This window comes from Streptomyces sp. NPDC047515, assembly GCF_040643055.1.
Taxonomy (GTDB): Bacteria; Actinomycetota; Actinomycetes; order Streptomycetales; family Streptomycetaceae; genus Streptomyces.
In genome coordinates this window covers 1-23629 of the sequence record NZ_JBEYTM010000023.1, presented here as the reverse complement: position 1 = coordinate 23629, position 23629 = coordinate 1, and the positions used below count along the sequence as shown (strand labels likewise).

18 protein-coding genes are annotated in these 23629 nt (G+C 69.8%); 5 read left to right on the top strand and 13 right to left on the bottom strand.

The window, feature by feature from the left end:
* Positions 1 to 135: 135 nt before the first annotated feature.
* Positions 136 to 4518, top strand: coding sequence for an FtsK/SpoIIIE domain-containing protein (locus tag ABZ826_RS20135; protein ID WP_361449912.1), 4383 nt, complete (start codon positions 136 to 138; stop codon positions 4516 to 4518).
* A gap of 109 nt (positions 4519 to 4627) precedes the next feature.
* Here the strand turns inward: ABZ826_RS20135 and ABZ826_RS20130 are convergent, their stop codons facing one another.
* The 7 genes from ABZ826_RS20130 to clpB all read right to left on the bottom strand — a co-directional run bounded on the left by ABZ826_RS20130 (position 4628) and on the right by clpB (position 12912).
* Positions 4628 to 5878, bottom strand: a complete 1251-nt coding sequence (locus ABZ826_RS20130) for a hypothetical protein (protein ID WP_361449706.1) — start codon at positions 5876 to 5878, stop codon at positions 4628 to 4630.
* A gap of 10 nt (positions 5879 to 5888) precedes the next feature.
* On the bottom strand, positions 5889 to 6587 hold the full coding sequence (locus tag ABZ826_RS20125; protein ID WP_361449703.1) for a hypothetical protein: 699 nt from the start codon (positions 6585 to 6587) through the stop codon (positions 5889 to 5891).
* 31 nt (positions 6588 to 6618) lie between these two features.
* On the bottom strand, positions 6619 to 6915 hold the full coding sequence (locus ABZ826_RS20120) for a hypothetical protein (RefSeq protein WP_361449700.1): 297 nt from the start codon (positions 6913 to 6915) through the stop codon (positions 6619 to 6621).
* Positions 6916 to 6984: 69 nt separating this feature from the next.
* Entirely contained in the window at positions 6985 to 7284 is a 300-nt protein-coding gene (locus tag ABZ826_RS20115) for a WXG100 family type VII secretion target (protein WP_093899385.1), read from the bottom strand.
* 737 nt (positions 7285 to 8021) lie between these two features.
* A complete protein-coding gene (locus tag ABZ826_RS20110) occupies positions 8022 to 8582 on the bottom strand; it encodes a YbjN domain-containing protein (protein WP_361449697.1) in 561 nt (186 codons plus the stop codon).
* A gap of 71 nt (positions 8583 to 8653) precedes the next feature.
* Complete coding sequence (locus ABZ826_RS20105) at positions 8654 to 9919, bottom strand: MFS transporter (RefSeq protein ID WP_361449694.1); 1266 nt, start codon at positions 9917 to 9919, stop codon at positions 8654 to 8656.
* A 392-nt stretch (positions 9920 to 10311) separates the two neighbouring features.
* Complete coding sequence (gene clpB, locus ABZ826_RS20100) at positions 10312 to 12912, bottom strand: ATP-dependent chaperone ClpB (protein WP_361449691.1); 2601 nt, start codon at positions 12910 to 12912, stop codon at positions 10312 to 10314.
* 245 nt (positions 12913 to 13157) lie between these two features.
* Between clpB and ABZ826_RS20095 the strand changes: the two genes are divergently transcribed.
* A complete protein-coding gene (locus tag ABZ826_RS20095; RefSeq protein ID WP_361449688.1) occupies positions 13158 to 13562 on the top strand; it encodes a TIGR03618 family F420-dependent PPOX class oxidoreductase in 405 nt (134 codons plus the stop codon).
* Between the two features lie 125 nt (positions 13563 to 13687).
* Here the strand turns inward: ABZ826_RS20095 and ABZ826_RS20090 are convergent, their stop codons facing one another.
* Positions 13688 to 14008 carry a (2Fe-2S)-binding protein gene (locus ABZ826_RS20090; protein ID WP_361449686.1) on the bottom strand — a complete coding sequence of 107 codons (321 nt, stop codon included), beginning with the start codon at positions 14006 to 14008 and terminating at the stop codon, positions 13688 to 13690.
* Positions 14005 to 14382 (bottom strand): 5'-nucleotidase, encoded by a 378-nt coding sequence (locus tag ABZ826_RS20085; RefSeq protein ID WP_361449683.1) that lies wholly within the window; start codon positions 14380 to 14382, stop codon positions 14005 to 14007. The genes ABZ826_RS20090 and ABZ826_RS20085 overlap by 4 nt, the downstream gene beginning before the upstream one ends.
* Before the next feature lie 128 nt (positions 14383 to 14510).
* Between ABZ826_RS20085 and ABZ826_RS20080 the strand changes: the two genes are divergently transcribed.
* Complete coding sequence (locus ABZ826_RS20080) at positions 14511 to 15509, top strand: helix-turn-helix transcriptional regulator (protein WP_361449680.1); 999 nt, start codon at positions 14511 to 14513, stop codon at positions 15507 to 15509.
* 153 nt (positions 15510 to 15662) lie between these two features.
* Here the strand turns inward: ABZ826_RS20080 and ABZ826_RS20075 are convergent, their stop codons facing one another.
* From ABZ826_RS20075 to dnaK, 4 genes are all read right to left on the bottom strand, one after another.
* Positions 15663 to 16109, bottom strand: coding sequence for a helix-turn-helix domain-containing protein (locus ABZ826_RS20075; protein ID WP_093899393.1), 447 nt, complete (start codon positions 16107 to 16109; stop codon positions 15663 to 15665).
* Between the two features lies 1 nt (position 16110).
* Positions 16111 to 17295 (bottom strand): molecular chaperone DnaJ, encoded by a 1185-nt coding sequence (gene dnaJ / locus ABZ826_RS20070; RefSeq protein WP_361449677.1) that lies wholly within the window; start codon positions 17293 to 17295, stop codon positions 16111 to 16113.
* Between the two features lie 93 nt (positions 17296 to 17388).
* Positions 17389 to 18030 carry a nucleotide exchange factor GrpE gene (gene grpE, locus ABZ826_RS20065; protein ID WP_361449674.1) on the bottom strand — a complete coding sequence of 214 codons (642 nt, stop codon included), beginning with the start codon at positions 18028 to 18030 and terminating at the stop codon, positions 17389 to 17391.
* A complete protein-coding gene (gene dnaK / locus ABZ826_RS20060; RefSeq protein WP_361449671.1) occupies positions 18027 to 19880 on the bottom strand; it encodes a molecular chaperone DnaK in 1854 nt (617 codons plus the stop codon). Before dnaK ends, grpE begins: the two co-directional genes overlap by 4 nt.
* A 488-nt stretch (positions 19881 to 20368) precedes the next feature.
* Between dnaK and ABZ826_RS20055 the strand changes: the two genes are divergently transcribed.
* Both ABZ826_RS20055 and ABZ826_RS20050 read left to right on the top strand, forming a co-directional pair.
* Complete coding sequence (locus ABZ826_RS20055; RefSeq protein ID WP_361449909.1) at positions 20369 to 21076, top strand: sugar transferase; 708 nt, start codon at positions 20369 to 20371, stop codon at positions 21074 to 21076.
* Positions 21077 to 21177: 101 nt separating this feature from the next.
* Positions 21178 to 23445 carry a (Fe-S)-binding protein gene (locus ABZ826_RS20050; protein WP_361449668.1) on the top strand — a complete coding sequence of 756 codons (2268 nt, stop codon included), beginning with the start codon at positions 21178 to 21180 and terminating at the stop codon, positions 23443 to 23445.
* Positions 23446 to 23629 lie beyond the last annotated feature (184 nt).

Genomic DNA, 23629 nt, shown 5'->3' with positions numbered 1-23629 from the left:
GCGGATGGTTCACCGGTGCGCCGGGTGAACCATCCGCCGACGGGCGCCGTAGGTCACGTCAGTGGCACGGCAGCCGCCGAGTGCGGCTGCCGAGGCCCCCATTCACGCCGGCTGGAGGACGTTCTCGTGTCGTTGATGTTGACCGTGGTCGAGGAGGGCGGTGACGCGTTCGACGTCCACCTCGACGCCGATCCCGACACGCCTGTGCGCGCTGTCGCGGAGGCGCTGGCCGGAGCGGCAGGCGTCCACCGGCCCCCGGAGGGCCTCGGCCTGTACGCCGGCGACCGGCTGCTGCCCGCCGATATGCGGCTGCGGGACGCGCCGCTGCACCACGCGGCCATCGTGGGCCTGGGCCGCCCGGCGGGCACCGTGTCGGCCGAACCGGGCGGGCTGGTGGAGGTCCGTGCGGTCGGCGGGACCGGCGCGGGCGCCGTGCACCGGCTCGACATGGGCGAGTACCGGATCGGGCTGGCCCACGACGGGACCGCCCAGGTGCTGCGCGCCGTACCGGACCGTCCGTTCGCCGTCCTGGCGGTGGGCCCCCAAGGACGCTGCCGTATCACGCCCGACGCCTCCGCGCCGGACGGCGGCACCCTGCAACTGGACCGCGAGGACCTCGCCGAGGCGGCCGCCTGGCCGGCCGGCGCACAGCTCCTCGTCGGAGACAGCCTGCTCGAACTCGCCCTCGCGCAGAAGCCGGACGCGGCCGTGCAGCCGTCGGAGGACGGCACCGGCTGGGACTACAACCGGCCGCCGCGGCTGCGGCCGGCCGAGAACGCCACCCGCTTCACCCTGCCCTCCCCGCCCGCCCCGCCCGCCGCCCGGCCGCTCCCGTGGATCACCGCGGCGGCCCCGCTGGTGATGGCGGGGGCCGGGGCGCTGATATTCGGCCGTATGTCGATGCTGCTGTTCGGGCTGCTCTCCCCGGTCGCGATCCTCGGCAACTATCTGATGAGCCGGCGCACCGGACGCCAGACCCACTCCGGCAGTGTCGCCGCCTACGAGGAGAAGAAGGCGCGCATCGAGGGCGACGCGGCGAAGGCCCTGGCGGCCGAACGCACCGCCCGGCGCCGCGGTTTCCCGGACCCGGCCGAGGTCGTCCTGACCGCCGTCGGCCCCCGGCGCCGCCTGTGGGAACGCCGTACCTCCGACGCCGACTTCCTCGAACTGCGCATCGGAACCGCCGATCTGGCCTCCGACGTGGTGCTCCAGGACCCGACGAAGGACGAACACCGCCGCGAGGACCCGCGGACCGCGTACGACGTCCCGGTGACCGTTCCGCTGCGGGAGCACGACGTCCTGGGCATCGCCGGCGAGGGCCCGACCGCGCGCGCCGTGGCGCGCTGGGCGGTCGCCCAGGCCGCCGTCCTGCACAGCCCCCGTGACCTCCAGATCCATCTGCTGACGACCGGCGAACGGGGCCGGGACGGCTGGTCCTGGCTGCGCTGGCTGCCGCATGTGCGCAAGAAGTCCGGCGACACCCCGGCCAGCATCGGCTACGGCACGGAGACCTGCGCCCGGCGGGTCGCCGAACTCACCGCGCTGATCGTCGAGCGCGCCGGACGGGAGGACCGGCGGGGCCGGCCCGCCGGGCCCGACGTGCTCGTCATCCTCGACGGAGCCCGCAGGCTGCGTTCGCTGCCCGGCGTGGCGCAGATCCTGCGCGACGGACCGGCCGTCGGCGTCCGCGCGGTCTGCCTGGACGCCGAGGAGCGGCTGCTGCCCGAGGAGTGCCACGCCGTCGTCGCCGAGGAGCCCGGCGGAACCGTACGGGTGGGACGCTCCGGGAGGGGCACCGTCGGGGGCATCCGGCCCGACGCGGTGTCCCTGGACTGGTGCCGTTCGCTGGCCCGCGCGATGGGCCCGCTGCGGGACCCGGGCGGGGCCGACGAGGAGGCCGCGGTGCTTCCCGGCTCCGCGCGGCTGCTCGACGTCCTCGCCCTCGACCCGCCGCAGGCCGCCGGCATCCGGGCGCGCTGGACGGCCGGGGGCCGCTCGACCCGGGCGGCCGTCGGCGTCTCCCTGGACGGCCCGTTCTACCTGGACCTGCGGCGCGACGGCCCGCACGGGCTGGTCGCCGGCACCACCGGCTCCGGCAAGTCCGAACTCCTCCAGACGCTGGTCGCCTCGCTCGCGGTGGCGAACCGTCCGGACGCGATGACGTTCGTCCTGGTCGACTACAAGGGCGGCTCCGCGTTCAAGGACTGCGTCGACCTGCCGCACACCGTCGGCATGGTCACCGACCTCGACGCCCACCTCGTCGAGCGGGCCCTGGTGTCGCTGACGGCGGAACTCACCCGGCGCGAGCACATCCTCGCCGCAGCCGGCGCCAAGGACATCGAGGACTACGTCGAGCTGCTGGAGCGCAACCCGGCGGGCCGCGCGCCGATGCCCCGGCTGCTCATCGTCATCGACGAGTTCGCCTCGATGGTGCGCGACCTGCCGGACTTCGTGAAGGGTCTGGTCAACATCGCCCAGCGGGGCCGCAGCCTCGGCATCCACCTGATCCTGGCGACGCAGCGCCCCAGTGGCGTCGTCTCCTCGGAGATCCGCGCCAACACCAACCTGCGCATCGCGCTGCGGGTGACGGACGCCGGTGAGAGCCAGGACGTCCTCAACTCCGCCGAGGCCGCCGGGATCTCGCAGAGCACCCCCGGTCGCGCCTATGTGCGCCTGGGCCAGAACTCCCTCGTGCCGTTCCAGTCCGGACGGGTCGGCGGCCGTCGGCCCGGTGCCGCGGCGACCTCGCTGCCGGCCCCCTGGGCGGTGACGGTCGGCTGGGAACGGCTCGGCGAGCCGCTCCCGGCGCGGCCCCGCGGCGCGGCCGTACCCGCCGAGGTGGAGACCGACCTCACCGGGCTCGTCACGGCGATCCGCGAAGCGGACCGGGAGATGGGCATCCCCGCGCAGCACAGCCCCTGGCTCCCGCCGCTGCCCGAGGTCCTGGTCACCGGCGAACTGCCGGCGCCCCCGCCCTCGGACTACGACCTCGCGCCCGTCGCGTACGGCGTGGTGGACCTGCCCGCACAACAGGCCCGGCTGCCCCTGGTGATCGACCCGGCGACGCTCGGGCACCTGCACATCATCGGCTCGCCCCGGCAGGGCAGGTCGCAGACACTGCGCACCATCGCCGGCACCCTGGCCTCCGCCCATTCCCCGGACCGGCTGCACATGTACGGCATCGACTGCGGCAACGGCGCGCTGCTGCCCATCGAGGGGCTGCCGCACTGCGGGGCCATCACCCAGCGCACCCAGCCCGACCGGGTGGCCCGGCTTCTCGCCCGGCTGAACGGGGAGCTGACCCGGCGCCAGGAGATGCTCGCCGCCCGCGGCAGCGCCGACCTGCCGGAGCTCCGCCGCGCCCTGCCGGAGGCCGAACGGCCGCCGCACATCCTGCTGTTCATCGACCGGTGGGAGGTCTTCGACAAGCAGCTCGGCGAGTACGACTCCGGGAACCTGCTGAACTCCGTGCTGACCCTGCTCCGGGACGGCGCGAGCGTCGGCATCCACCTGGTGATGACCGGTGACCGGGCGCTGTTCTCCAGCCGGGTCAACGGCTCCACCGAGGACAAGCTCGTGCTGAAGCTGAACGAGAAGTCCGAGTACGGGATGATCGGCATCACCCAGCGCAACGTGCCCGACGAGATCCCGCCGGGCCGCGCGTTCCGTGCCGCCGACAAGGCGGAGGTGCAGATCGCGCTCCTCACGGACAACCCGGAAGGCCGGGCGCAGGCCGTGGCACTCCAGCAGATCGCCGAGTACTGCCGCGAGCGGGCGGCCCAGCTGCCGGACTCCACCCGGCCGTTCCGCGTCGACACCCTGCCGGACCAGCTCACCTGGGAGAAGGCGACCCAGTACGTGCCGCAGCCGCTGCCGTCCGCACGGTGGGCCCTGACCGGTGTCGGCGGCGACGAACTCACCGCTTTCGGGCCGGACTTCGCCATCACGCCGACCTTCCTCGTCGCCGGACCCGCCCGCTCCGGCCGCAGCACCGTCCTGGCGACGCTGGCACTGTCGCTGCTGTCGACCGGGACGCCGATCGTCGTCGGCGCGCCCGCCAGGTCGCAGCTGCGCCAACTCGCCGGACGGCCCGGGGTCCTCGCGGTCTTCGACGAGTCCGACATCGACCCGACCGCGCTGGAGAAGGCGCTGGCGTCCTCGCCGCAGGGGGCCGTGGTGATCCTGGACGATGCCGACCTGCTGCTGAAGACGAAGGCCGAGCCCGTCCTCACCCAGATCGCCAAGTCCGGTGCCGAGAACGGCCGGGGCCTGGTGATCGCCGGGCAGACCGACCGGCTCTCCTCCGGCTTCTCCGGCTGGCACACCGAGGCCCGCCGCAACCGGTGCGGTCTGCTGCTGAAGCCGCAGAACATGAGCGACGGCGAACTGATCGGCGTCAAGGTGCCCCGCAGCCGCCTGGGCGCGACCCGCCCGGGGCGGGCGATCCTGCACCTGGGCGACGGCGTGCTGCGCACCGTCCAGGTCCCGCAGACGGTGCTTCCGCCGACCGGGAGCTGAGCGCCTGTGCGGAGGTTCCGACATCGGCTCTGAGGTCCCACGGCAGAGGGCTCCCGCCCCGGCGACGGCCGGGGCGGGAGCCCTCACGCATGACGGGACGCGGCCCCGATCAGGTCGATCCCTCCACGTAGCTGGGGTCGTGCTTGATCGTGCCCTGCGTCCCGTTGGGGACGGCGCCGTTGATCGCCCAGGCGAGGCCGGCCAGTCCGATGAGGTTCGAGCTCTGGTCGATCCACCCCGCCGTCTTCGTCCAGATGTTGGTGATGCCCGGCAGCTGCTTCAGGATGTCCGGTGTCTTCAACATGCCACCGGGCATGTTCTTCAGCAGGTTCGCGACCAGGTCGCCCGGGTTCTTGAACCCGGTGAACGACTTGATGGCGGGGACCACGCTCTTGAGGTTGATCTGGATCGCCTTGAGGTCGCTCGTGACGGTCTTGAGGGTGTTCGCGATCCCGCCCAGATTGGCGATCTTGATCAGGCCGACGCCGCCGAGCACCAGCCCCAGGCCGCTGAGGACCATGTCGAGCACATCCCACTCGCCCGACTGAATGCTGTCGACGATATTCATGATGAAGGGGATGGCAGCGGTGACCAGACTGGCGATCGTCAGGATGAGTCCCAGGCCCTGCAATCCGGGGATGAGCATGGCGATGATGCCCAGGGCGGCGCTGATGAAGCCGAGCACCTTCTTGAAGATGTCCTTGATCTTCTCCCACAGGCTCTTGCCCGGGACCGCCTCGCTCGTCGCGTCGTCCAGGGCGCGGGCCGCCGTCGAGGCGTCCGTCTCGCGCAGCTCTCGCGCGTCCTCGGCGAGCATGCGGGCGGCGTCGAGATCCCGCTGGGCGCTGTCGACGTCCCCCTGCGCCGCGGACTGGTCGTGCCGGGCATTCTCCATGGCCTGCCGCGCACTGCGCCGGGCCGCCTCGTCGTCCGGCGGGGGCGGGTCCGCCGCATCCAGGCCGCTGATCACGGACCCCGCCGCGGCGGCGGCATCGGTGGCCCGCTGCAGCCGCTCCTTGGCGTCCCGTCCGTCGACCAGGGCGTTGTCGGCCTTGCGCTGATGGTCCCCCAGCTGGTCGGCGTACGTGTCCAGCGCGCGGGCCGCCTTGTCGTACGAACTGTGCAGCTTCTCCACCTGATGGGCCAGGTCCCCGAGCTTGTGCCGGAGTTTCTCCATGGCCTTGCCCTCGCCGAGCTGGCTGTTCTTCAGGCCGCTGACGATGGGGAGCGCCTGGTCCGCGTCGTCAGCGACGGACCGGTACTGGCCCGCGAGTTTCGCGAGCATCTCCGCATCGCCCGGCGTCGGGTCGTCCGAGAACCCGAAGACCGTCTCCCAGTCGGACACCGCTGGCCGCGTCATTGCCGCGCCCTCACTTTCCGTTCTCGTCCGTGCCCTGCGGGCTCTGTGCGGCCGGCACAGCCGTGCCCGTGCTCTTGGCTTCCACGAAGCGCAGCGTCCCCGCGATGGCGTCGAACACCTCGAAGAACTGGTCCTTGAGCTCCACATTGGGCGTGGAGCTGGAGACCAGCAGGTACTCCCGGCGGTTCGGGATCGGGAACAGCGTGTGCAACAGCGCCGTACGCACCGGCGTGCCCTTGTAGTCGATGTCCTCGATCGAGGCGATCCGCCCGACCGGTCCGACGTCCGGAAGCTCCAGCAGATCCACCTCGCGCGGCGGGTACCCGCTGCTCTGCGGGTCCCCGGCCTGCATGCTCGCCCCGAACAGCACCTCGGCCAGATCCGCCGACTGGTCCTCCGGCACGGGCATCCGCAGCACCACGGACGTGGCGCTGAGCATCGCGTCCCCGCCGGGGAACCTGACCATCCCCGCCGCCTGGAGCGCCCCCCGGGCGTAGGCCTCGCGGGCGGTCCGGCGGGTGTCGCGGATCAGGCCGTCGAGCCGCTCGCGGGAGAGCTGCGGAACCCCCTTCGCCTGGTGCTCGATACGGCGGCGGATGGACGCGTCCCGGGTGCTCGGGTCGAGGTCCAGATACCACCAGGAGCCGGGGTAGCGCAGCTTGTAGTGCGCGGGCGCCCCCGTAGCCCGGTCTGTGACCGGATGCGTCATGACGCATGTCCCTTCTGCCGACAGGCTCTCGTCAGGTCTTCTTGGAGTCGTCGAGCGTCTTGACGGTCTCGTCGTCCGTCTGTGTGAAGGCTTCGGAGATCTTCTTCGTGTTCTCGGAGAAGACCTTCACGTTGTCCTGCACCTTCTCGTGGCCCTTGCCCCATGCGTGGTCGAAGTCGGCGAGGGAGTCGGCGAGCTTCGAATCGCCCACATCGTCCTTCGATCCGACGTCGCTGAGCCGTGCGGTGTTGTTGATCCGCTCCCCGATGTCCTCAAGTGACTTGACCGTCTCGTTCAGGTCCTCAAGGGGGACGTTGATGCGGGTCATCGGTTCCTCCTCTCCGGCCGCCGCCGCCCGGTCCCGCCGCAGCAGGGCGGGACCGGGCACGAGGGCACGTCAGCCGATGGAGCCGGACGTCTGGTCGTCGGTGTCGACGAACGCGTCGGCGACCTGCTTGATGAACTCGCTGACGCCCTGCAGGCCCTCGATCGCCTTTTCGGTGCCGTTCTTGTACTCCTCCCAGAACGGACGGAACTTGGTCTCGGAGCCCGGCGTCGAGTAGGCCGCCTCGACCATCTCGTCCATCTTGGTGTTGGCCTCGTGGAGGCTCTGCTGCATCAGTTCCTTCTGGTGCTGCAGCCAGGTCGACGCCTCCCGCATCTCTTCCGGGCTGATCTTGATGTTGCCGCCGGCCATGTCGGTTCCTTCTCTCGTTTCGGGTCGCCGCGGTCGCTGAGCCGCGCACACCGGGCTGTACGGGGCACCCGGCGGGGCGGTTCATGCCTGTTGCGGAACAGTGACGAAAGTGGCGGGCCGACGCCCTATCAGGCCTGCGACAAGGCCCCCATGACCCGCAACAGCCCATCACCGGCACCGGAGTGACGTTCCCTCGCCGAACCGGACAGCAGCGCGACACGGAGAGGCGCGGTCCCGGAGAAGGCTGCGCCGGGCGCGGGTACGGCGCCGCACACATGCGGCGAGAAGGACGCCTACGCCTTCTGCCGCGCCCTTCCCGAACGCTGCGGCGTCGTCGCCGTCCCCGATTCCGTCTTCCACGACACCCCCGACGCTCGCGACGGCCTTCCTCTTGTCGCGGCCGGCAGTCAGGTCGGAACCCGGGCGGAACGCGACCCGGCCCGGGGCGGCGGTCGTGAAGACCGTCGCCCCGGGCCGGGGTGTCGCTGCTGCCGTGCGGGACTCAGAGCCTGTCGGGCGGCCTCTGATCGGGCGGCCACGCCCTGGCACGCACTCCCCCAAGGCCTTGAGGGCCAGGGGGACCCCCTCCCGCGTTGCCGAAATGCCCTGGTAGCTCCATCCCCGAGCTCTCAGCTTCGTTCGAGCAAGGGAGACCCCATCCGAGGACATCCCGGCGCCTTGGAATCGCACGCACCAGACCGCGTCCGCTGTCCGGTCGAAGGCCGCCCGACAGGCTCTCAGGCGTCCGGAGCGGCCGGCTCGTCGCCGTCCGTCTTCTCCTCGTCGGGCGCCAGGCCCAGACGCTCCTGCAGCCACTTGTCGAACTCGATCGAGGCGCGCACCCAGCTGACCGTCGACGAGACGAAGTGCTCCAGGCTGACGCCCGTACCGATGAGCATCTGCGCCTCACCGATCAGACGGACCGAGACCTCGGTCTCCTCGGAGCCCTCCTCGGGCTCGTGGGTGTGCGTGTAGACCTTGGGCCACAGGGTGCGGCGGTTCCAGTCGTCGATCGCGTCGAGGAGGACCGGACGCTGGTCCGCGGCGTGCGGGCGGTCGTAGAACGTACGGACCGAGAAGACCTGCTGCTCGTCCTCGCCGCGGAACATGAAGTACGTGCGGAAGTCCTCCCACGGCGCCGCGAGGTCACCCTCGTCGTCGACGACGTACTTCAGTTCCATCTGCTCCAGGAGCTGCTTGACGAGGTCCTGGTCGGGGACGACGGGGCCCTCCGGTCCTGCGGCCTGCGGTTCGGGCTGGCCCCCGAAGTGAGGAATCGAGGACGGGTCGATAGACATCGCTGGGTACTCCTGTGGATCGCACGTGGTTTCCTTCCGTCGACCCTAGCCGCGTTTGACGGCCAGGAGCTCTACGCCCTCCGAGGAATCGTCCCCGCATCGGCTTCCCTGGCCCGCGACCAGGCGATGGCGACAGGGATCGCGCACAACACGCCGAGGAGTCCGGACGCGCCGATGGTGTTCGCCGACGACCCGGACAGCTCCGCCGCCAGGCCCCCCGCGGCCACACCGATCCCCTGCATGGCGATCAGCCCCGACCTGGCGAGCCCCAGCGCCTGGCCGCGCCGGGCGACCGGAGTCAGGAGCACGAAGGTGGCTCCGGCGGTGATCTGATAGGCGGAGCACACCCCCGACACCATCAACAGGAGCATGGCCCCACCCACGCCGGGGCCGAACCAGTAGAGGAGCAGCGGCAGACTCGCGCCGATCGCCAACGGCCCGAGCAGACGGCGCCGCCACTCGTCCCCGACCTGAGCCCGTCCCAGAAGGGCCGCCCCCACCACCATTCCCGCCGGATGCGCGGCGAGCAGGAGTCCCACCGAGGCGGCGCCCCCACCGGCCTCCTCCGCGAACGGGGCGGCCAGCCCCTCCGGCAGGACGACGAACCCCGCGAGCCAGCCCAGCGCGACCAGCGACCGCAGCCTCCGATCCGACCAGATCAGTGCGGCCGCACCCCCGACCTGAGCGCCGAGCCGCGTCTTTCGCTCATCGGCACTCGCCGCGGGACGGGCCTTCACACCGAATCCGACCAGGGCCGCCGAGAGGAGGAACGTCACCGCGTTCACCCCCAGGGAGACGTGACTGCCCAGCCATACGACCAGCACACCCCCGCCGGCGAAACCGAGCAGTTGTCCGGCCTGGTGAGTGATCAGCATGACCCGCTGGCCCCGCTCGTATCGCTGCTCACCGAGCACGGTCGGCAGCAGCGCGCCCTGCGCGGCGCCGAAGGGCGCCTCGGCCAACTGCGCCAGCACCAGCAGTCCGGCCAGCAGCGGCAACGGCGTCCCGGGCAGGGCCATCAGCCCGACCAGCGCCATCCGCGCCAGGTCGCATCCGATCATGACCGTACGCCGGGGGAAACGGTCCGCCAGGCCGGACAGGAGCACCCCGGACAGCAGAGCGGGCAAGGTGGTCAGCGCATACGTCGCCGCGGTCCATCCTGGCGAGTCGGTGCGTTCGAACACGAGCAACGACAGGGCCACGCGTGCCAACTGATCACCCAGGATCGACTGAGCATAAGCAGCCCAAAGCGCACGGAATTCGCCAAGGTGAAAGAGATTGTCAGATCTGGGCTTTTCGGGCCCCGGATTTATCTCATCGCCTATCTGCTCGTTCATGCGGGCACGCTACCGGCTGCCGAATTCGGCCTCTAATCCTCCTTGTGGGCAGGTCACGACGGGCGACCCGAGGTGTCCTGATTATGCGTGTGCCCCCGGGCGGGCGCTGCGGGTGCCCGAGCGCATGCCCCTTGCCAGAGGCGGGCGGTGCGACCCGGGGCGGAGCAGAGCAACGCGATCCCACTCCCCGACGCGGAGCGAAGCGTTTGGCTCAATATCGATGTTGAACAGTGGATCACCGGTGACGGCGGCCGGTTTTCCGTTCTCCCGAAATCACCGCAATTCTTCGTCGATTTCACTGCGGCGCAGACGGCGAGTCCCCAGCCGGGACGCGCGGTATCCGGCTGGGGACGCGAGATAGAGCGGGCCGTGCGGCGGCCTGAGGACAGCCCTTACAAGGTCTTCCCCGAGGTCGCGGGCCCGACGAGCAGGCCGTCGCCGACCCGGTCCACCCGGACGGTGTCGCCGTCCTTGACCTCGCCCGCGAGGATCTCCTTCGCAAGCCGGTCGCCGATCGACGTCTGGATGAGCCGGCGCAGCGGCCGGGCTCCGTACGCCGGGTCGTTGCCCTCCTCGGCCAGCCAGGCCAGGGCGGCCGGGGTGACGTCGAGGGTGAGCCGACGTTCGGCCAGGCGCCCGGCGAGCCGGTCGATCTGGAGCTTCGCGATGTGCGAGAGCTCGTCGCCGGACAGCGCGGAGAAGACCACCAGGTCGTCGAGCCGGTTGAGGAACTCCGGCTTGAACGAAGCCCGTACGACCTCCAGGACCTGCTGCTTCTTCACCTCGGGCTCGACCAGGGGATCCATCAGGAACTGGCTGCCGAGGTTGGAGGTCAGGATCAGGATGGTGTTGCGGAAGTCGACCGTCCGCCCCTGTCCGTCGGTGAGCCGGCCGTCGTCCAGGACCTGCAGCAGGATGTCGAAGACCTCGGGGTGGGCCTTCTCGACCTCGTCCAGCAGGACCACGCTGTACGGGCGGCGGCGGACCGCCTCCGTGAGCTGGCCGCCCTCCTCGTAGCCGACGTATCCGGGCGGAGCGCCGACGAGCCGCGCCACGCTGTGCTTCTCGCCGTACTCGCTCATGTCGATGCGGACCATGGCCCGCTCGTCGTCGAACAGGAAGTCGGCGAGCGCCTTCGCCAGCTCCGTCTTGCCGACACCGGTCGGACCGAGGAAGAGGAACGATCCGGTGGGCCGGTCGGGGTCGGCGATTCCGGCGCGGGTACGGCGTACCGCGTCCGACACCGCCCGCACGGCCTCGGTCTGCCCGATGAGGCGCTTGCCCAGCTCGTCCTCCATGCGGAGCAGCTTCTGGGTCTCGCCCTCCAGCAGCCGTCCGGCCGGGATGCCGGTCCAGGAGCCGACGACATCGGCGATGTCGTCCGGGCCGACCTCCTCCTTCACCATCGTGTCCTTGGCGGCCTCCTGCTCGGCCTCGGACGCCTCCGCCAGCTCCCGCTCCAGGCCGGGGATCTCCCCGTAGAGCAGCTTGGACGCGGTGTCGAAGTCGCCGTCGCGCTGGGCGCGTTCGGCCTGGCCGTGCAGTTCGTCGAGGCGTTCCTTCAGCTCACCGACGCGGTTGAGGCCCTGCTTCTCCTTCTCCCAGCGGGCGGTGAGGCCGCGCAGCTCCTCCTCCTTGTCGGCGAGGTCGCGGCGGAGCTTGTCCAGGCGCTGCCTGGAGCCGGGGTCGGTCTCGTTCTTGAGGGCCAGCTCCTCCATGTGGAGACGGTCGACGGCGCGCTGGAGCTCGTCGATCTCGACGGGCGAGGAGTCGATCTCCATGCGCAGCCGGGACGCCGCCTCGTCGACCAGGTCGATGGCCTTGTCGGGGAGGAAGCGGGAGGTGATGTAGCGGTCGGACAGGGTCGCGGCGGCCACCAGGGCGGAGTCCGCGATGGAGACCTTGTGGTGGGCCTCGTAACGGCCCTTGAGGCCACGCAGGATCGCGATGGTGTCCTCGACGCTCGGCTCCGCCACCAGCACCTGCTGGAAGCGGCGTTCCAGGGCGGGGTCCTTCTCGATCCGCTCGCGGTACTCGTCGAGCGTCGTCGCGCCGACCATGCGGAGCTCGCCGCGGGCCAGCATCGGCTTGAGCATGTTGCCGGCGTCCATGGCGGAGTCGCCGCCGGCGCCCGCGCCGACGACGGTGTGCAGCTCGTCGATGAAGGTGATGATCTGCCCGTCGCTCTCCTTGATCTCGGAGAGGACCGTCTTCAGCCGTTCCTCGAACTCACCGCGGTACTTCGCGCCCGCGACCATCGCGCCGAGGTCGAGCGAGACGAGCCGCTTGTTGCGCAGGGACTCGGGGACGTCGCCCTTGACGATGCGCTGGGCGAGCCCCTCGACGACGGCCGTCTTGCCGACGCCGGGCTCACCGATGAGCACGGGGTTGTTCTTGGTGCGGCGGGACAGGACCTGGACGACGCGGCGGATCTCCTGGTCGCGTCCGATGACCGGGTCGAGCTTGCCCTCGCGCGCGGCCGCCGTGAAGTCCGTACCGAATTTCTCCAGGGCCTTGTACTGACCCTCCGGGTCGGGTGTGGTCACCCGGCGCCCTCCCCTGTTCTTCTCGAACGCGTCCAGCAGCCTCTTCGCACTGGCCCCCTGATCACTCAGGATCTCACCGGCCCGGCCGCCCACGGCGGCGATGCCGATCAGCAGGTGCTCGGTGGAGATGTAGTCGTCGCCGAGCTCCTTCGCGCGCTGCGCGGCGTCCGCGATGACGGCGAGCAGCTCGCGGTTGGGCTGGGGCGGGGCGACGGTCGACCCGGTGACGCTGGGCTGCGCGCCCAGCAGCCGCTCGGTCTCGCTGCGTACGACGAGCTGATCGGCCTCGACGGAGGCGAGCAGATCGATGATGTTCTCGTTGTCCTCGCCCGCGAGCAGCGCGAGCAGCAGGTGCCCGGGGGTCAGATCGGGGTGCCCGTCCTTCACGGCCCTGTTGGTGGCCGCGTTGATGGCGTCACGGCTCTTGTTGGTCAGCTCGGCGTCCACGTGCGCTTTCTCCTCCTTGCGGTGACCGGTCTCTCCACAGCACTGACTAGGTCAACGTGCACAAAGTTGAGTCTATTCCACTCAACCCCGCGCCACACCTGTCCGTCGCCCCTTGCCCTCTCCTGCCCCTGCCCTGCCCTGGGCCCCTCGGCCCTCGGTCCTCCGCGGCATGCTTCCGCCCGAGTCAACCGGCCGGACCGGACCCGCGCCACTGCAGGGGCCGGCGCGCTGCCTACGCTGCCCTCATGGCAGTCGACGTGACGAACCCCGATCCCGAGTACCTCGCGTTCTGGCGCGAGCACCACCTGTGCACCCTGACCACGCCCCGCCCCGACGGCACGCCGCACGTGGCGCCGGTGGGAGTGACGTACGACCCCGAGGCCGGGCTGGCCCGGATCATCACCAGCAAGGGCAGGCGGAAGGTGGCCAACATCCTGGCCGCGGGTCCGGACGGCGCCCGGGTCGCGGTCTGCCAGGTCGACCGGCGCCGCTGGGCGACACTGGAAGGCCGTGCGACGGTCCGCACGGAACCGGAGGTGGTCGCCGACGCGGTACGCCGCTACGCGGAACGCTACGGGCGCACGCCGTCGCCCAACCCGGACCGCGTCGTCATCGAGATCGCCCTGGACCGGGCGCTCGGCAGGGCGTGAGAGGAACCGCGACAACCCCGGGCACAACAGGACCCCGGGCAGCACAACGGCGCCATCGTGTTCAGGTCACGATGGCGCCGTTGTGTGGGGGAGTGACTGAGCGACGTGTAACGACGGGGGATCGCTCAGGCACTGCGGGGGGTGGCGGAGATAGTCTCTGGCTCGAACAGCTGGTGGTCCCGCCGGTCGAGGTTGACGAAGATCATGTCGTACCGGATCGCGCAGCGGACGGGCTGCGGGGCTCCCCGCGGCTTGCGGAGGCACCGGTAGGCACGTACTTCGTCGTCTTCTTCACGTGCGACAACGATGGGGTCGCCGAACAGAGTGACCATCAGCGAGTCGCCACAGCGGGGGAGGGCCGTGACGAGATCGATGAAATGCCAGCCTGATCGGTAGGCCGTAGCCATCTCGCGCCGGAAGGTTCGGTCGTCCGGCGGGATGGTCATGCGCCCGATTGAGTCGGTTCGGACCAGGCGATGTCACCGGGAGCGACCGCTGCCTCGACGTTCCACGCGATGTCGCCCGGGGCGATCCAGGCAATGTCGTCCGGCGCGGAGGCCGGTGTGCCCCAGGCGATGTCACCCGGTGCGGTCCAGGCGATGTCACCGGGCGCGGCCGCCTGGACGTTCCACGCGATGTCACCCGGGGCGGTCCAGGCGATGTCACCCGGCGCCGGCGCCGCCTGGACGTTCCACGCGATGTCGCCCGGGGCGGATGCCGCCTCGGCGTTCCAGGCAATGTCGCCGGCGCCCACCGCTCCAAGGCCCAAAGCCGCGACGAACGAGGCGGCAAGCACCGAGCGAAGCACTCGCTTATACATAGTCAGCTTCGTCCTCACTTGTGGATTCTTCTCCCCCGCACCTAAGACGATGTCTCACCTGGGCGCGCTAACACCACCGAGTCAATGCATCATGTTCTTGCATGTTCAGGAACCTGGGGGGTGAAGGTATGACCACAAGAGACACAAAACAGGCACATCCTCATGCGATCACCGAATTGTGCGACGCCGGAAAACACCTCTACGCCAGCGCACTTCGCTCCGGTCGCATCGCTCGCAGCGAAGTCGACTCCGCGCCCTGCCTGATGGACTTCACCCTCCTGCACCCGGACCCCGACGACTCCGACTGGCTCCGTCCGGTCCCGCCGTCCGCCGCCCTGGCGCAGCGCCTTCACCCCATAGAGCGCGAGATCCAGGAACGCCGACAGCACTCCGTCGAGCTGGCCGAAGCCTTCGAACCGTTCATGGACATCAGCGCCCAGGACCCGACGACGACCCACGCCATCACGGTGCTTGAGGGGGTCAACCGGATCAACGCGGCGCTGGATCTCGCCACTGCCGAGTGCCGCACCGAAGTCCTCACCGTCCAACCCGGGGGCGGGCGGAGCGAGGACCGCCTCAGCGAGGCCCTGGAACGAGGCCTCTCAGTGGTGGACCGCGGTGTCAGCATCCGCACGCTCTACCAGCACACGGCCCGGCACAGCCCTGGAACCCTTGCCTACGCGGAACGTCTGGCCGAGGACAAGGTCGAGATCCGGACCCTCGAAGAACTCATAGAGCGCCTCATCATCTTCGACCGGACGGTCGCCTTCATCCCGGCTCAGGACGACCGCCAAGTCGCCCTGGAACTGCGCCACCCCGGGCTGGTCGAGTATCTGGTGAAGGTCTTCGAGCAGCTGTGGACCCGCGCGCAGCCACTCCTCGAAGAGATCAAGTACGAACAGGCGCCCAAGGGCATCAGCGGAGTCCAGCGCTCCATCGCCCAACTCCTCGTCGAGGGAAACGTCGACGACTCCATCGCCCGCCGCCTCGGGATGAACGTACGCACCTGCCGCGCGCACATCGCCAAACTGAATGCCGCACTCGGCAGCGGCAGCCGCGCCCAACTCGGGTACCTCATCGCGCAGTCGGGAATCCTGGACCAGGGCACCGATCGCGACGCACTCTGACGCCTTCCGTGACTTGGCGGCAGTCGTGAGAAGTGCGGGCCCGAGCGCGTCGCCCACGCCTCTCCCTGCCGAGGGCGCAGAAGAACGAGGCCGGTCACCCGTGAAGCACACGGGTGACCGGCCTCGTCCGTCGCGCGGGTACGCCGGACCCGCTCAGTCCTTCGGCCGCTTCGGCCGCCAGACCACCAACGCACTGGTCTGCTGCACGTCCTGATACGGCACCAGGTCGCGGCGGTACGAGGCGTGCACCTGGGCCTCGCGCTGCTGCATGGCCACCGCCGCTCCGTCCACGGCCGCCGAGAGTTCGGCGACGCGCTGCTGGAGGGCCGCGACCTGGTTCTCCAGTTCGATGATGCGCTTGATGCCGGCGAGGTTGATGCCCTCGTCCTGCGACAGCTGCTGCACGGTGCGCAGCAGCTCGATGTCGCGGGCCGAGTAGCGCCGGCCACGCCCGGCCGTGCGGTCGGGGGAGACCAGACCGAGACGGTCGTACTGGCGCAGTGTCTGCGGATGAAGGCCCGAGAGCTGGGCCGCGATCGAGATCACGTACACCGGTGATTCATCGGTCAGTTCGTACGGATTGCGTCGTCGGCCGTCCACCTCAAGCTCCCTTCGCTGCCTGGAACAGCTCCGCCCGCGGGTCGTGGCCCGCGGTCGCCTTGCGGTAGGCCTCCAGTGCGTCCCTGGCCTCGGTGCTGAGGTCCCTGGGCACCGTCACCTCGACAGTGACCAGCAGGTCGCCCCTGGTGCCGTCCTTGCGTACGGCGCCCTTGCCGCGGGCACGCATCGTACGTCCGTTGGGGGTGCCGGCCGGAAGTTTCAGAGTGACCGGCGGACCGCCGAGCGTGGGCACCTTCACCTCGCCGCCGAGCGCCGCCTCCGTGAAGTCGACGGGCACGGTGACCGTGAGGTTGTCGCCCTTGCGGCCGAAGACCGGGTGGGCGTCGACATGGACCACGACGTACAGATCACCGGCCGGTCCACCGCGCTCGCCCGGACCGCCCTTTCCGCGCAGCCGGATCCGCTGGCCGTCCGAGACGCCCGCCGGAATCCTGACCTGCATGGTCCGGGAGGACTTCGCCCGTCCGCTGCCCTTGCAGACGTCGCAGGGGTCCTGGGCGATGAGGCCCCGGCCCTTGCAGTCCACACAGGGATCGGTGAGCGAGAAACCGCCGCCGGTGCCGCGCGACACCTGGCCGGTACCGAGACAGGTCGGGCAGACCCTGGGGGTGCCGTTCTTGTCACCGGTGCCGGAGCACGCCTTGCAGGGCGCCTGGCTGGACATCCGCAACGGGACCGTGGCCCCGTCGACCGCCTCGGTGAAGCTGAGCGTCACCTCGGACTCGATGTCCTGGCCGCGGCGCGGCTGCACCCGCGTCCCCGTACCGCCCCGGTTGAACAGGCCGCCGAAGACATCGCCCAGACCACCGCCGCCGAAGCCGCCGGCTCCGCCGCCCTGGCCCCCGCCCTGGGTGCCTCCGAAGAGGTCGCCCAGGTCGAAGTTGAAGTTGCCTCCCGCGCCCGGAGGGCCGGCCCGGAAGCCGCCGTTGCCGAAGAGGGCGCGTGCCTCGTCGTACTCCTTGCGCTTCTTGGTGTCGCCGAGGATGTCGTTCGCCTCGGAGATCTGCTTGAAGCGCTCCTCCGCCTTGTCGTCGCCCTTGTTGGCGTCCGGGTGGAACTCGCGGGCGAGCTTCCGGTACGCCTTCTTGATCTCGGCGTCGGTGGCGTCCTTGGGGACGCCGAGGACCTTGTAGTAGTCCTTCTCGACGAAGTCCTTCGTGCTCATCGACGTCCCTCCTTCCGGACGATCGGCCATGCGACCGGCCCGGTGGGCGGTCGCATGGCCGGGCGGTGGGCCGCTAGGTGGTCAGACGGGATGTCAGACCTCCTCGGTGTCACCGCTCTCCTCGTCGGTTGCCTTCTCTTCCTTGGCTGCCGCACCCGGCTGGGGTTCGGCCACCGCCACCCGCGCGGGGCGGATGGTGCGTTCGCCGATCCGATACCCCGGCTGCAGGATCGCCACGCAGGTCGTCTCGGTGACATCCGGCGCGTACGAGTGCATCAGGGCTTCATGGATCGTCGGGTCGAAGGGCTCGCCCTCCTTGCCGAACTGCTGCAGGCCCAGCTTGGCGACGACCGTCTCCAGCGATTCGGCCACCGACTTGAACCCGCCCACGAGCTCGTTGTGGTCCCGGGCCCGGCCGACGTCGTCGAGCACGGGCAGGAGCTCGGACAGGAGACCCGCTACTGCGATCTCCTTGACCGTGGCCCGGTCCCGCTCGACGCGACGGCGGTAGTTCTGGTACTCGGCCTGGAGCCGCTGGAGGTCGGCCGTGCGCTCGTTGAGCGCCGTGCGGACCTGGTCCAGCTGTGCCGTCAGGCCAACTGTCTGTACTCCGTCCCCGGCCGCCGGCGCCTCCTCCTCCGGAGAGGAGGGGGCCTCCTTCGGCTCAGCTCCGTCGGAGGCAGCGCCGGAGGGGACGTCGGGCTTCTCCTCGAAGCCCGGAGTCTCCTCGGTCACACCGCACCGCCCTTCGCGTCCTTCTCGTCGTCCACGATCTCGGCGTCGACGACATCGTCATCGGCCTTGGCCTGCTGGGCGCCCGGCTGCGGGTCGCCCTGCGGGCCGCCGTCGGCCTGGGCGTTGGCGTACATCGCCTGGCCCAGCTTCTGGGAGACGGCCGCGACCTTCTCGGTGGCGGTGCGGATCTCGGCGGTGTCCTCGCCCTTGAGCTTCTCCTTCAGCTCGGTGAGCGCGGTCTCCACCTCCGTCTTCACGTCACCGGGGACCTTGTCCTCGTTGTCCTTGAGGAACTTCTCCGTCTGGTAGACGAGCTGCTCGCCCTGGTTGCGGGACTCGGCGGCCTCGCGACGGCGGTGGTCCTCCTCCGCGTACTGCTCGGCCTCTTCGCGCATCCGGTTGACCTCGTCCTTCGGCAGCGAGGAGCCACCGGTGACGGTCATCTTCTGTTCCTTGCCGGTGCCGAGGTCCTTGGCGGCGACGTGCATGATGCCGTTCGCGTCGATGTCGAACGCGACCTCGATCTGCGGGACGCCACGGGGGGCCGGCGGCAGGCCGGTCAGCTCGAACATCCCGAGCTTCTTGTTGTACGCCGCGATCTCACGCTCGCCCTGGTACACCTGGATCTGCACGGACGGCTGGTTGTCCTCGGCCGTCGTGAAGATCTCGGAGCGCTTCGTCGGGATCGTGGTGTTGCGCTCGATGAGCTTCGTCATGATGCCGCCCTTGGTCTCGATGCCGAGGGAGAGCGGGGTGACGTCGAGCAGCAGGACGTCCTTGACCTCGCCCTTGAGGACACCGGCCTGGAGCGAGGCGCCGATGGCGACGACCTCGTCCGGGTTCACACCCTTGTTGGCCTCCTGGCCACCGGTCAGCTCCTTGACGAGCTCGGCGACGGCCGGCATACGGGTCGAGCCACCGACGAGAACGACGTGGTCGATCTCGGTGAGCTGGATGCCCGCGTCCTTGATGACGTTGTGGAACGGGGTCTTGCAGCGGTCCAGGAGGTCCGCGGTGAGCTGCTGGAACTGCGAGCGCGTGAGCTTCTCGTCCAGGTGCAGCGGGCCCTCGGCGGACGCCGTGATGTAGGGCAGGTTGATCGTGGTCTCGGTCGAGGACGAGAGCTCGATCTTCGCCTTCTCCGCGGCCTCGCGCAGACGCTGGAGAGCCATCTTGTCCTTGGACAGGTCCACGCCGTGCCCGTTGGCGAACTGCTTCACCAGGTAGTCGACGACGCGCTGGTCCCAGTCGTCACCACCGAGGTGGTTGTCACCGTTGGTGGCCTTCACCTCGACGACACCGTCGCCGATCTCCAGCAGCGACACGTCGAACGTGCCGCCACCGAGGTCGAAGACGAGGATCGTCTGGTCGTCCTTGTCGAGGCCGTAGGCCAGCGCGGCGGCGGTCGGCTCGTTGACGATACGCAGGACGTTCAGGCCCGCGATCTCGCCGGCCTCCTTCGTCGCCTGACGCTCGGAGTCGTTGAAGTACGCGGGAACGGTGATGACCGCGTCGGTCACCTTCTCGCCCAGGTAGGACTCGGCGTCCCGCTTCAGCTTCTGCAGCACGAAGGCGCTCATCTGCTGCGGGTTGAAGCTCTTGCCGTCCAGGTCGATCTTCCAGTCAGTGCCCATGTGGCGCTTGACGGAGCGGATGGTCCTGTCGACGTTGGTCACTGCCTGGCGCTTGGCGACCTCGCCGACCAGCACCTCGCCGTTCTTCGCGAAGGCGACGACGGACGGCGTGGTCCTGGCGCCCTCTGCGTTGGTGATGACGGTGGGCTCGCCGCCTTCGAGAACGCTGACGACGGAGTTAGTCGTGCCCAGGTCGATGCCGACCGCACGTGCCATTTCAATTCCTCCAGCTTGACTACTTGAGTGCAACTGACTCAAGGATGCATGACGCCCGTCCCAGTGTCAACAGACTTGAGTCGAGCAGACTCAACTATCGTGCACGCACCTGACGCGCGGCGGACAATCTCGGACGACACCGGCTCCCTCGCGGGCCGGGCAACCCGCCCCCATCATCGCGTCATGGGATCGTTCTGTCACAAATTGCCGTGAGCCGCATAAAACCGGCACTCGATCCACCCGACCCCAGACAGGTGCGAACGATGCAGAGGCAGAGACAGACGCAGGGCCGGCCGATGGACCGAGCCATGGGCCGCATCTCGGCGCGCGCCGGGACACGCATGCCGGGCCGCCCGTCCGGCCGCGCGCCGGGCCGCCTGTCCGGCCGCGCGCCGGGCCGCCTGTCCGGCCGCGCGCCGACGCACCTGCGGGCCCACGCGACCGCCCGCACCACAGCGTTCGGCACGCCGGCTCTCCCGCAGGGCCTCCTGTCGGCCCTCTCGTCGGTCCGTACGCGCGTGCGGCAGCAGCAGTGGCCGCCGGCCAAGCGCGTACTGGATCTGGCCCTCGGCTCGATCCTGCTGGCCCTGGCCGCCCCGCTGCTCGCCGCGGGCACCCTCGCCCTCGCGGCACAACGGCCCCACGGCGGGGTACTGACCCGCTCACCCCGGATCGGCCTGGGCGGTCACGTCTTCGTGCTGCGCTCGCTGCGCACCCGCCGGCTGCGGCTGGACCTGCTCTCCCGGCTGCCGCACGTCGTACGGGGAGAGCTGTCCCTGGTCGGCCCGGCACCCCTGACACCGGACGAGGCCCGAGCCGGGGCAGCCGGACCCACCAAGTCCGCCGGCTCTCCCGAACCCACCGGGCCAGGGCCCACCGAGCCCACCCCCTCCAGCCCCGCAGCCACCGCGCCCGTCCCCGCTCCCGTCCCCGCCGCGAGAGACTGGCGGCAGGAACTGCGACCGGGCCTCACCGGCCTGGCGCAGGTACGCTCCCGCTCCGGCATGCCGTGGGACGAACCCGCCCTGCTCGACCAGCACTACGCCGAGCACCACTGGGTGGGACTCGACCTCGCCATCCTGGCGAGAGCCGTACACGCTCCGCTGCACCGGGCGGTCCGCGGACTCGCCCGACACGGCAAGGCACACCTGAGCGACACAGATCACCGCCGGTCCGGCTACAGCGCGGCGGAATAAGTGGATAGTGTCAGCACAGACTGATTAAGTTACTGCTTAGTAGTCCCAGTATTCGCTCGTCGACGCTGGATCCCACCCTCGCAGGCCCGAGGAGCCCCCAAATGCAACTCGCCGCGATCATCGTGTCGCTGGTGCTGACTGTGGTCGGCGTTGCGCTCATCGCCCGAGCCGTCGCGCAGATCTACCGGTTCGTCACGCTCGGACAGCCGGTCCCGGCAGGCAGCCGCACCGACAACCCGAAGCAGCGCACGATCACCCTGGTCAAGGAGTTCCTCGGCCACACCCGGATGAACCGGTGGGGGATCGTCGGCTTCGCCCACTGGTTCGTCGCCATCGGCTTCCTGACCCTGCCGCCGACGCTGCTCCAGGCGTACGGACAGCTCTTCAAGGCCGACTGGGTCCTGCCGATCATCGGCAACTGGCCGCCGTTCGAGATGTACACCGAGTTCATCGGCCTGATGACGACGGTCGGCATCCTCGTGCTGATCGCCATCCGACTGCTGAACCTGCCCTCCCGGGCCGGCCGCAAGTCCCGCTTCGCGGGTTCCAAGGCGTGGCAGGCGTACTTCGTCGAGTACGTCATCCTCATCATCGGCCTGGCGATCCTGACCCTGCGCGGCCTCGAAGGCGCGATCCACCACGTCGGGAGCTACGAGGCCGCGTACTTCATCTCGTACCCGCTGGTCCTCGCCTTCAAGGGCCTCGCGCTCGGCACGCTGCAGAACCTCATCTACTTCGTCGCGATGATCAAGATCGGCACCTCGCTGATCTGGATGATCACCGTCTCGCTCAACACCAACATGGGTGTCGCCTGGCACCGCTTCCTCGGCTTCCCGAACATCTGGTTCAAGCGGAACGCGGACGGCGCGGTCGCGCTCGGCGCGCTCCAGCCCATGACCTCCGGTGGCAAGGAGATCGACTTCGAGGACCCGGGCGAGGACGACGTCTTCGGTGTCTCCCAGGTCGAGCAGTTCTCCTGGAAGGGCATTCTCGACTTCTCCACGTGCACGGAGTGCGGTCGCTGCCAGTCGCAGTGCCCGGCCTGGAACACGGGCAAGCCGCTCTCCCCGAAGCTCCTGATCATGTCGCTGCGCGACCACGCGCACGCCAAGGCCCCGTATCTGCTGGCCGGCGGCGGCAAGGACATGGAGGGCAACGAGAAGGCGTCCGAGGAGCAGCTGAAGGACGTACCGGCCGCGGCCCTGGCGGAGGCCGAGCGCCCGCTGATCGGCACGGTCGAGGAGAACGGCGTCATCGACCCGGACGTGCTGTGGTCCTGCACCACCTGTGGTGCGTGTGTGGAGCAGTGCCCGGTCGACATCGAGCACATCGACCACATCGTCGACATGCGCCGCTACCAGGTGATGATCGAGTCCGCGTTCCCGTCCGAGGCGGGCACCATGCTCAAGAACCTGGAGAAGAAGGGCAACCCCTGGGGGCTGGCCAAGAAGCAGCGCGTCGAGTGGACCAAGGAGGTCGACTTCGAGGTCCCGATCGTCGGCAAGGACGTCGAGGACCTGTCCGAGGTCGACTACCTGTACTGGGTCGGCTGCGCGGGCGCCCTCGAAGACCGGGCCAAGAAGACCACGAAGGCCTTCGCGGAGCTCCTCCACATCGCGGGCGTCAAGTTCGCGATCATGGGCGGCGACGAGAAGTGCACCGGTGACTCGGCCCGTCGCCTGGGCAACGAGCCGCTGTTCCAGCAGCTCGGCCAGGAGAACGTGGCCATGCTGAACATGGCGTTCGGCGAGGACGACGAGGACGACTCGACGAAGAAGGCGAAGGCCGCGAAGAAGATCGTCGCGACCTGCCCGCACTGCTTCAACACCATCGCCAACGAGTACCCGCAGCTCGGCGGCGAGTACGAGGTCATCCACCACACCCAGCTGCTCCAGCACCTCATCGACGAAGGCAGGCTGACCCCGGTGACCCCGGTCGAGGGCCTGATCACGTACCACGACCCCTGCTATCTGGGCCGTCACAACAAGATCTACACCCCGCCGCGCGAGATCATCGCGAAGGTCCCGGGCCTCAGGAACGAGGAGATGCACCGCCACAAGGAGCGCGGCTTCTGCTGCGGTGCCGGTGGTGCCCGGATGTGGATGGAGGAGCGGATCGGCAAGCGCATCAACAACGAGCGCGTCGACGAGGCTCTGTCGCTGAACCCCGACATCGTCTCCACCGCCTGCCCGTTCTGCCTGGTCATGCTGACCGACTCGGTCAACGGCAAGAAGAACGACGGCAAGGCGAAGGAGTCGGTCCAGGTGGTCGATGTGTCGCAGCTGCTGCTGGACTCCGTGAAGACTCCGGCCGACCCGGCCGGCGAGACGGAGTCGGCGGACGCACCGGAGCCGGAGCCGGTGAAGTAGCTCGGGCTGTCGTGCGACAGAAGCGGCCGGACCTGCCTCGGGGGCAGGACCGGCCGCGTGTGTCTTGGGTTCGGCGCACGGCGGGCAGCCCCCCGGGGGTGCCCGGGGGGGTGTGTCATCTCGGCGCCCAATGGGGGGGGGGTGTTCAGGCCCGCTAACCACACCCACCCCGACCACGGACGTT

Coding starts and splice junctions, on each gene's coding strand:
- ABZ826_RS20130 (WP_361449706.1), bottom strand. CDS start 5,878: ATGACGCGGCCAGCGGTGTCCGACTGGGAGACGGTCTTCGGGTTCTCG.
- ABZ826_RS20090 (WP_361449686.1), bottom strand. CDS start 14,008: ATGACCATCCCGCCGGACGACCGAACCTTCCGGCGCGAGATGGCTACG.
- ABZ826_RS20105 (WP_361449694.1), bottom strand. CDS start 9,919: ATGAACGAGCAGATAGGCGATGAGATAAATCCGGGGCCCGAAAAGCCC.
- ABZ826_RS20085 (WP_361449683.1), bottom strand. CDS start 14,382: ATGTATAAGCGAGTGCTTCGCTCGGTGCTTGCCGCCTCGTTCGTCGCG.
- ABZ826_RS20050 (WP_361449668.1), top strand. CDS start 21,178: ATGCAACTCGCCGCGATCATCGTGTCGCTGGTGCTGACTGTGGTCGGC.
- ABZ826_RS20125 (WP_361449703.1), bottom strand. CDS start 6,587: ATGACGCATCCGGTCACAGACCGGGCTACGGGGGCGCCCGCGCACTAC.
- ABZ826_RS20135 (WP_361449912.1), top strand. CDS start 136: ATGTTGACCGTGGTCGAGGAGGGCGGTGACGCGTTCGACGTCCACCTC.
- dnaJ (WP_361449677.1), bottom strand. CDS start 17,295: ATGAGCACGAAGGACTTCGTCGAGAAGGACTACTACAAGGTCCTCGGC.
- ABZ826_RS20120 (WP_361449700.1), bottom strand. CDS start 6,915: ATGACCCGCATCAACGTCCCCCTTGAGGACCTGAACGAGACGGTCAAG.
- dnaK (WP_361449671.1), bottom strand. CDS start 19,880: ATGGCACGTGCGGTCGGCATCGACCTGGGCACGACTAACTCCGTCGTC.
- ABZ826_RS20080 (WP_361449680.1), top strand. CDS start 14,511: ATGACCACAAGAGACACAAAACAGGCACATCCTCATGCGATCACCGAA.
- ABZ826_RS20095 (WP_361449688.1), top strand. CDS start 13,158: ATGGCAGTCGACGTGACGAACCCCGATCCCGAGTACCTCGCGTTCTGG.
- ABZ826_RS20115 (WP_093899385.1), bottom strand. CDS start 7,284: ATGGCCGGCGGCAACATCAAGATCAGCCCGGAAGAGATGCGGGAGGCG.
- ABZ826_RS20110 (WP_361449697.1), bottom strand. CDS start 8,582: ATGTCTATCGACCCGTCCTCGATTCCTCACTTCGGGGGCCAGCCCGAA.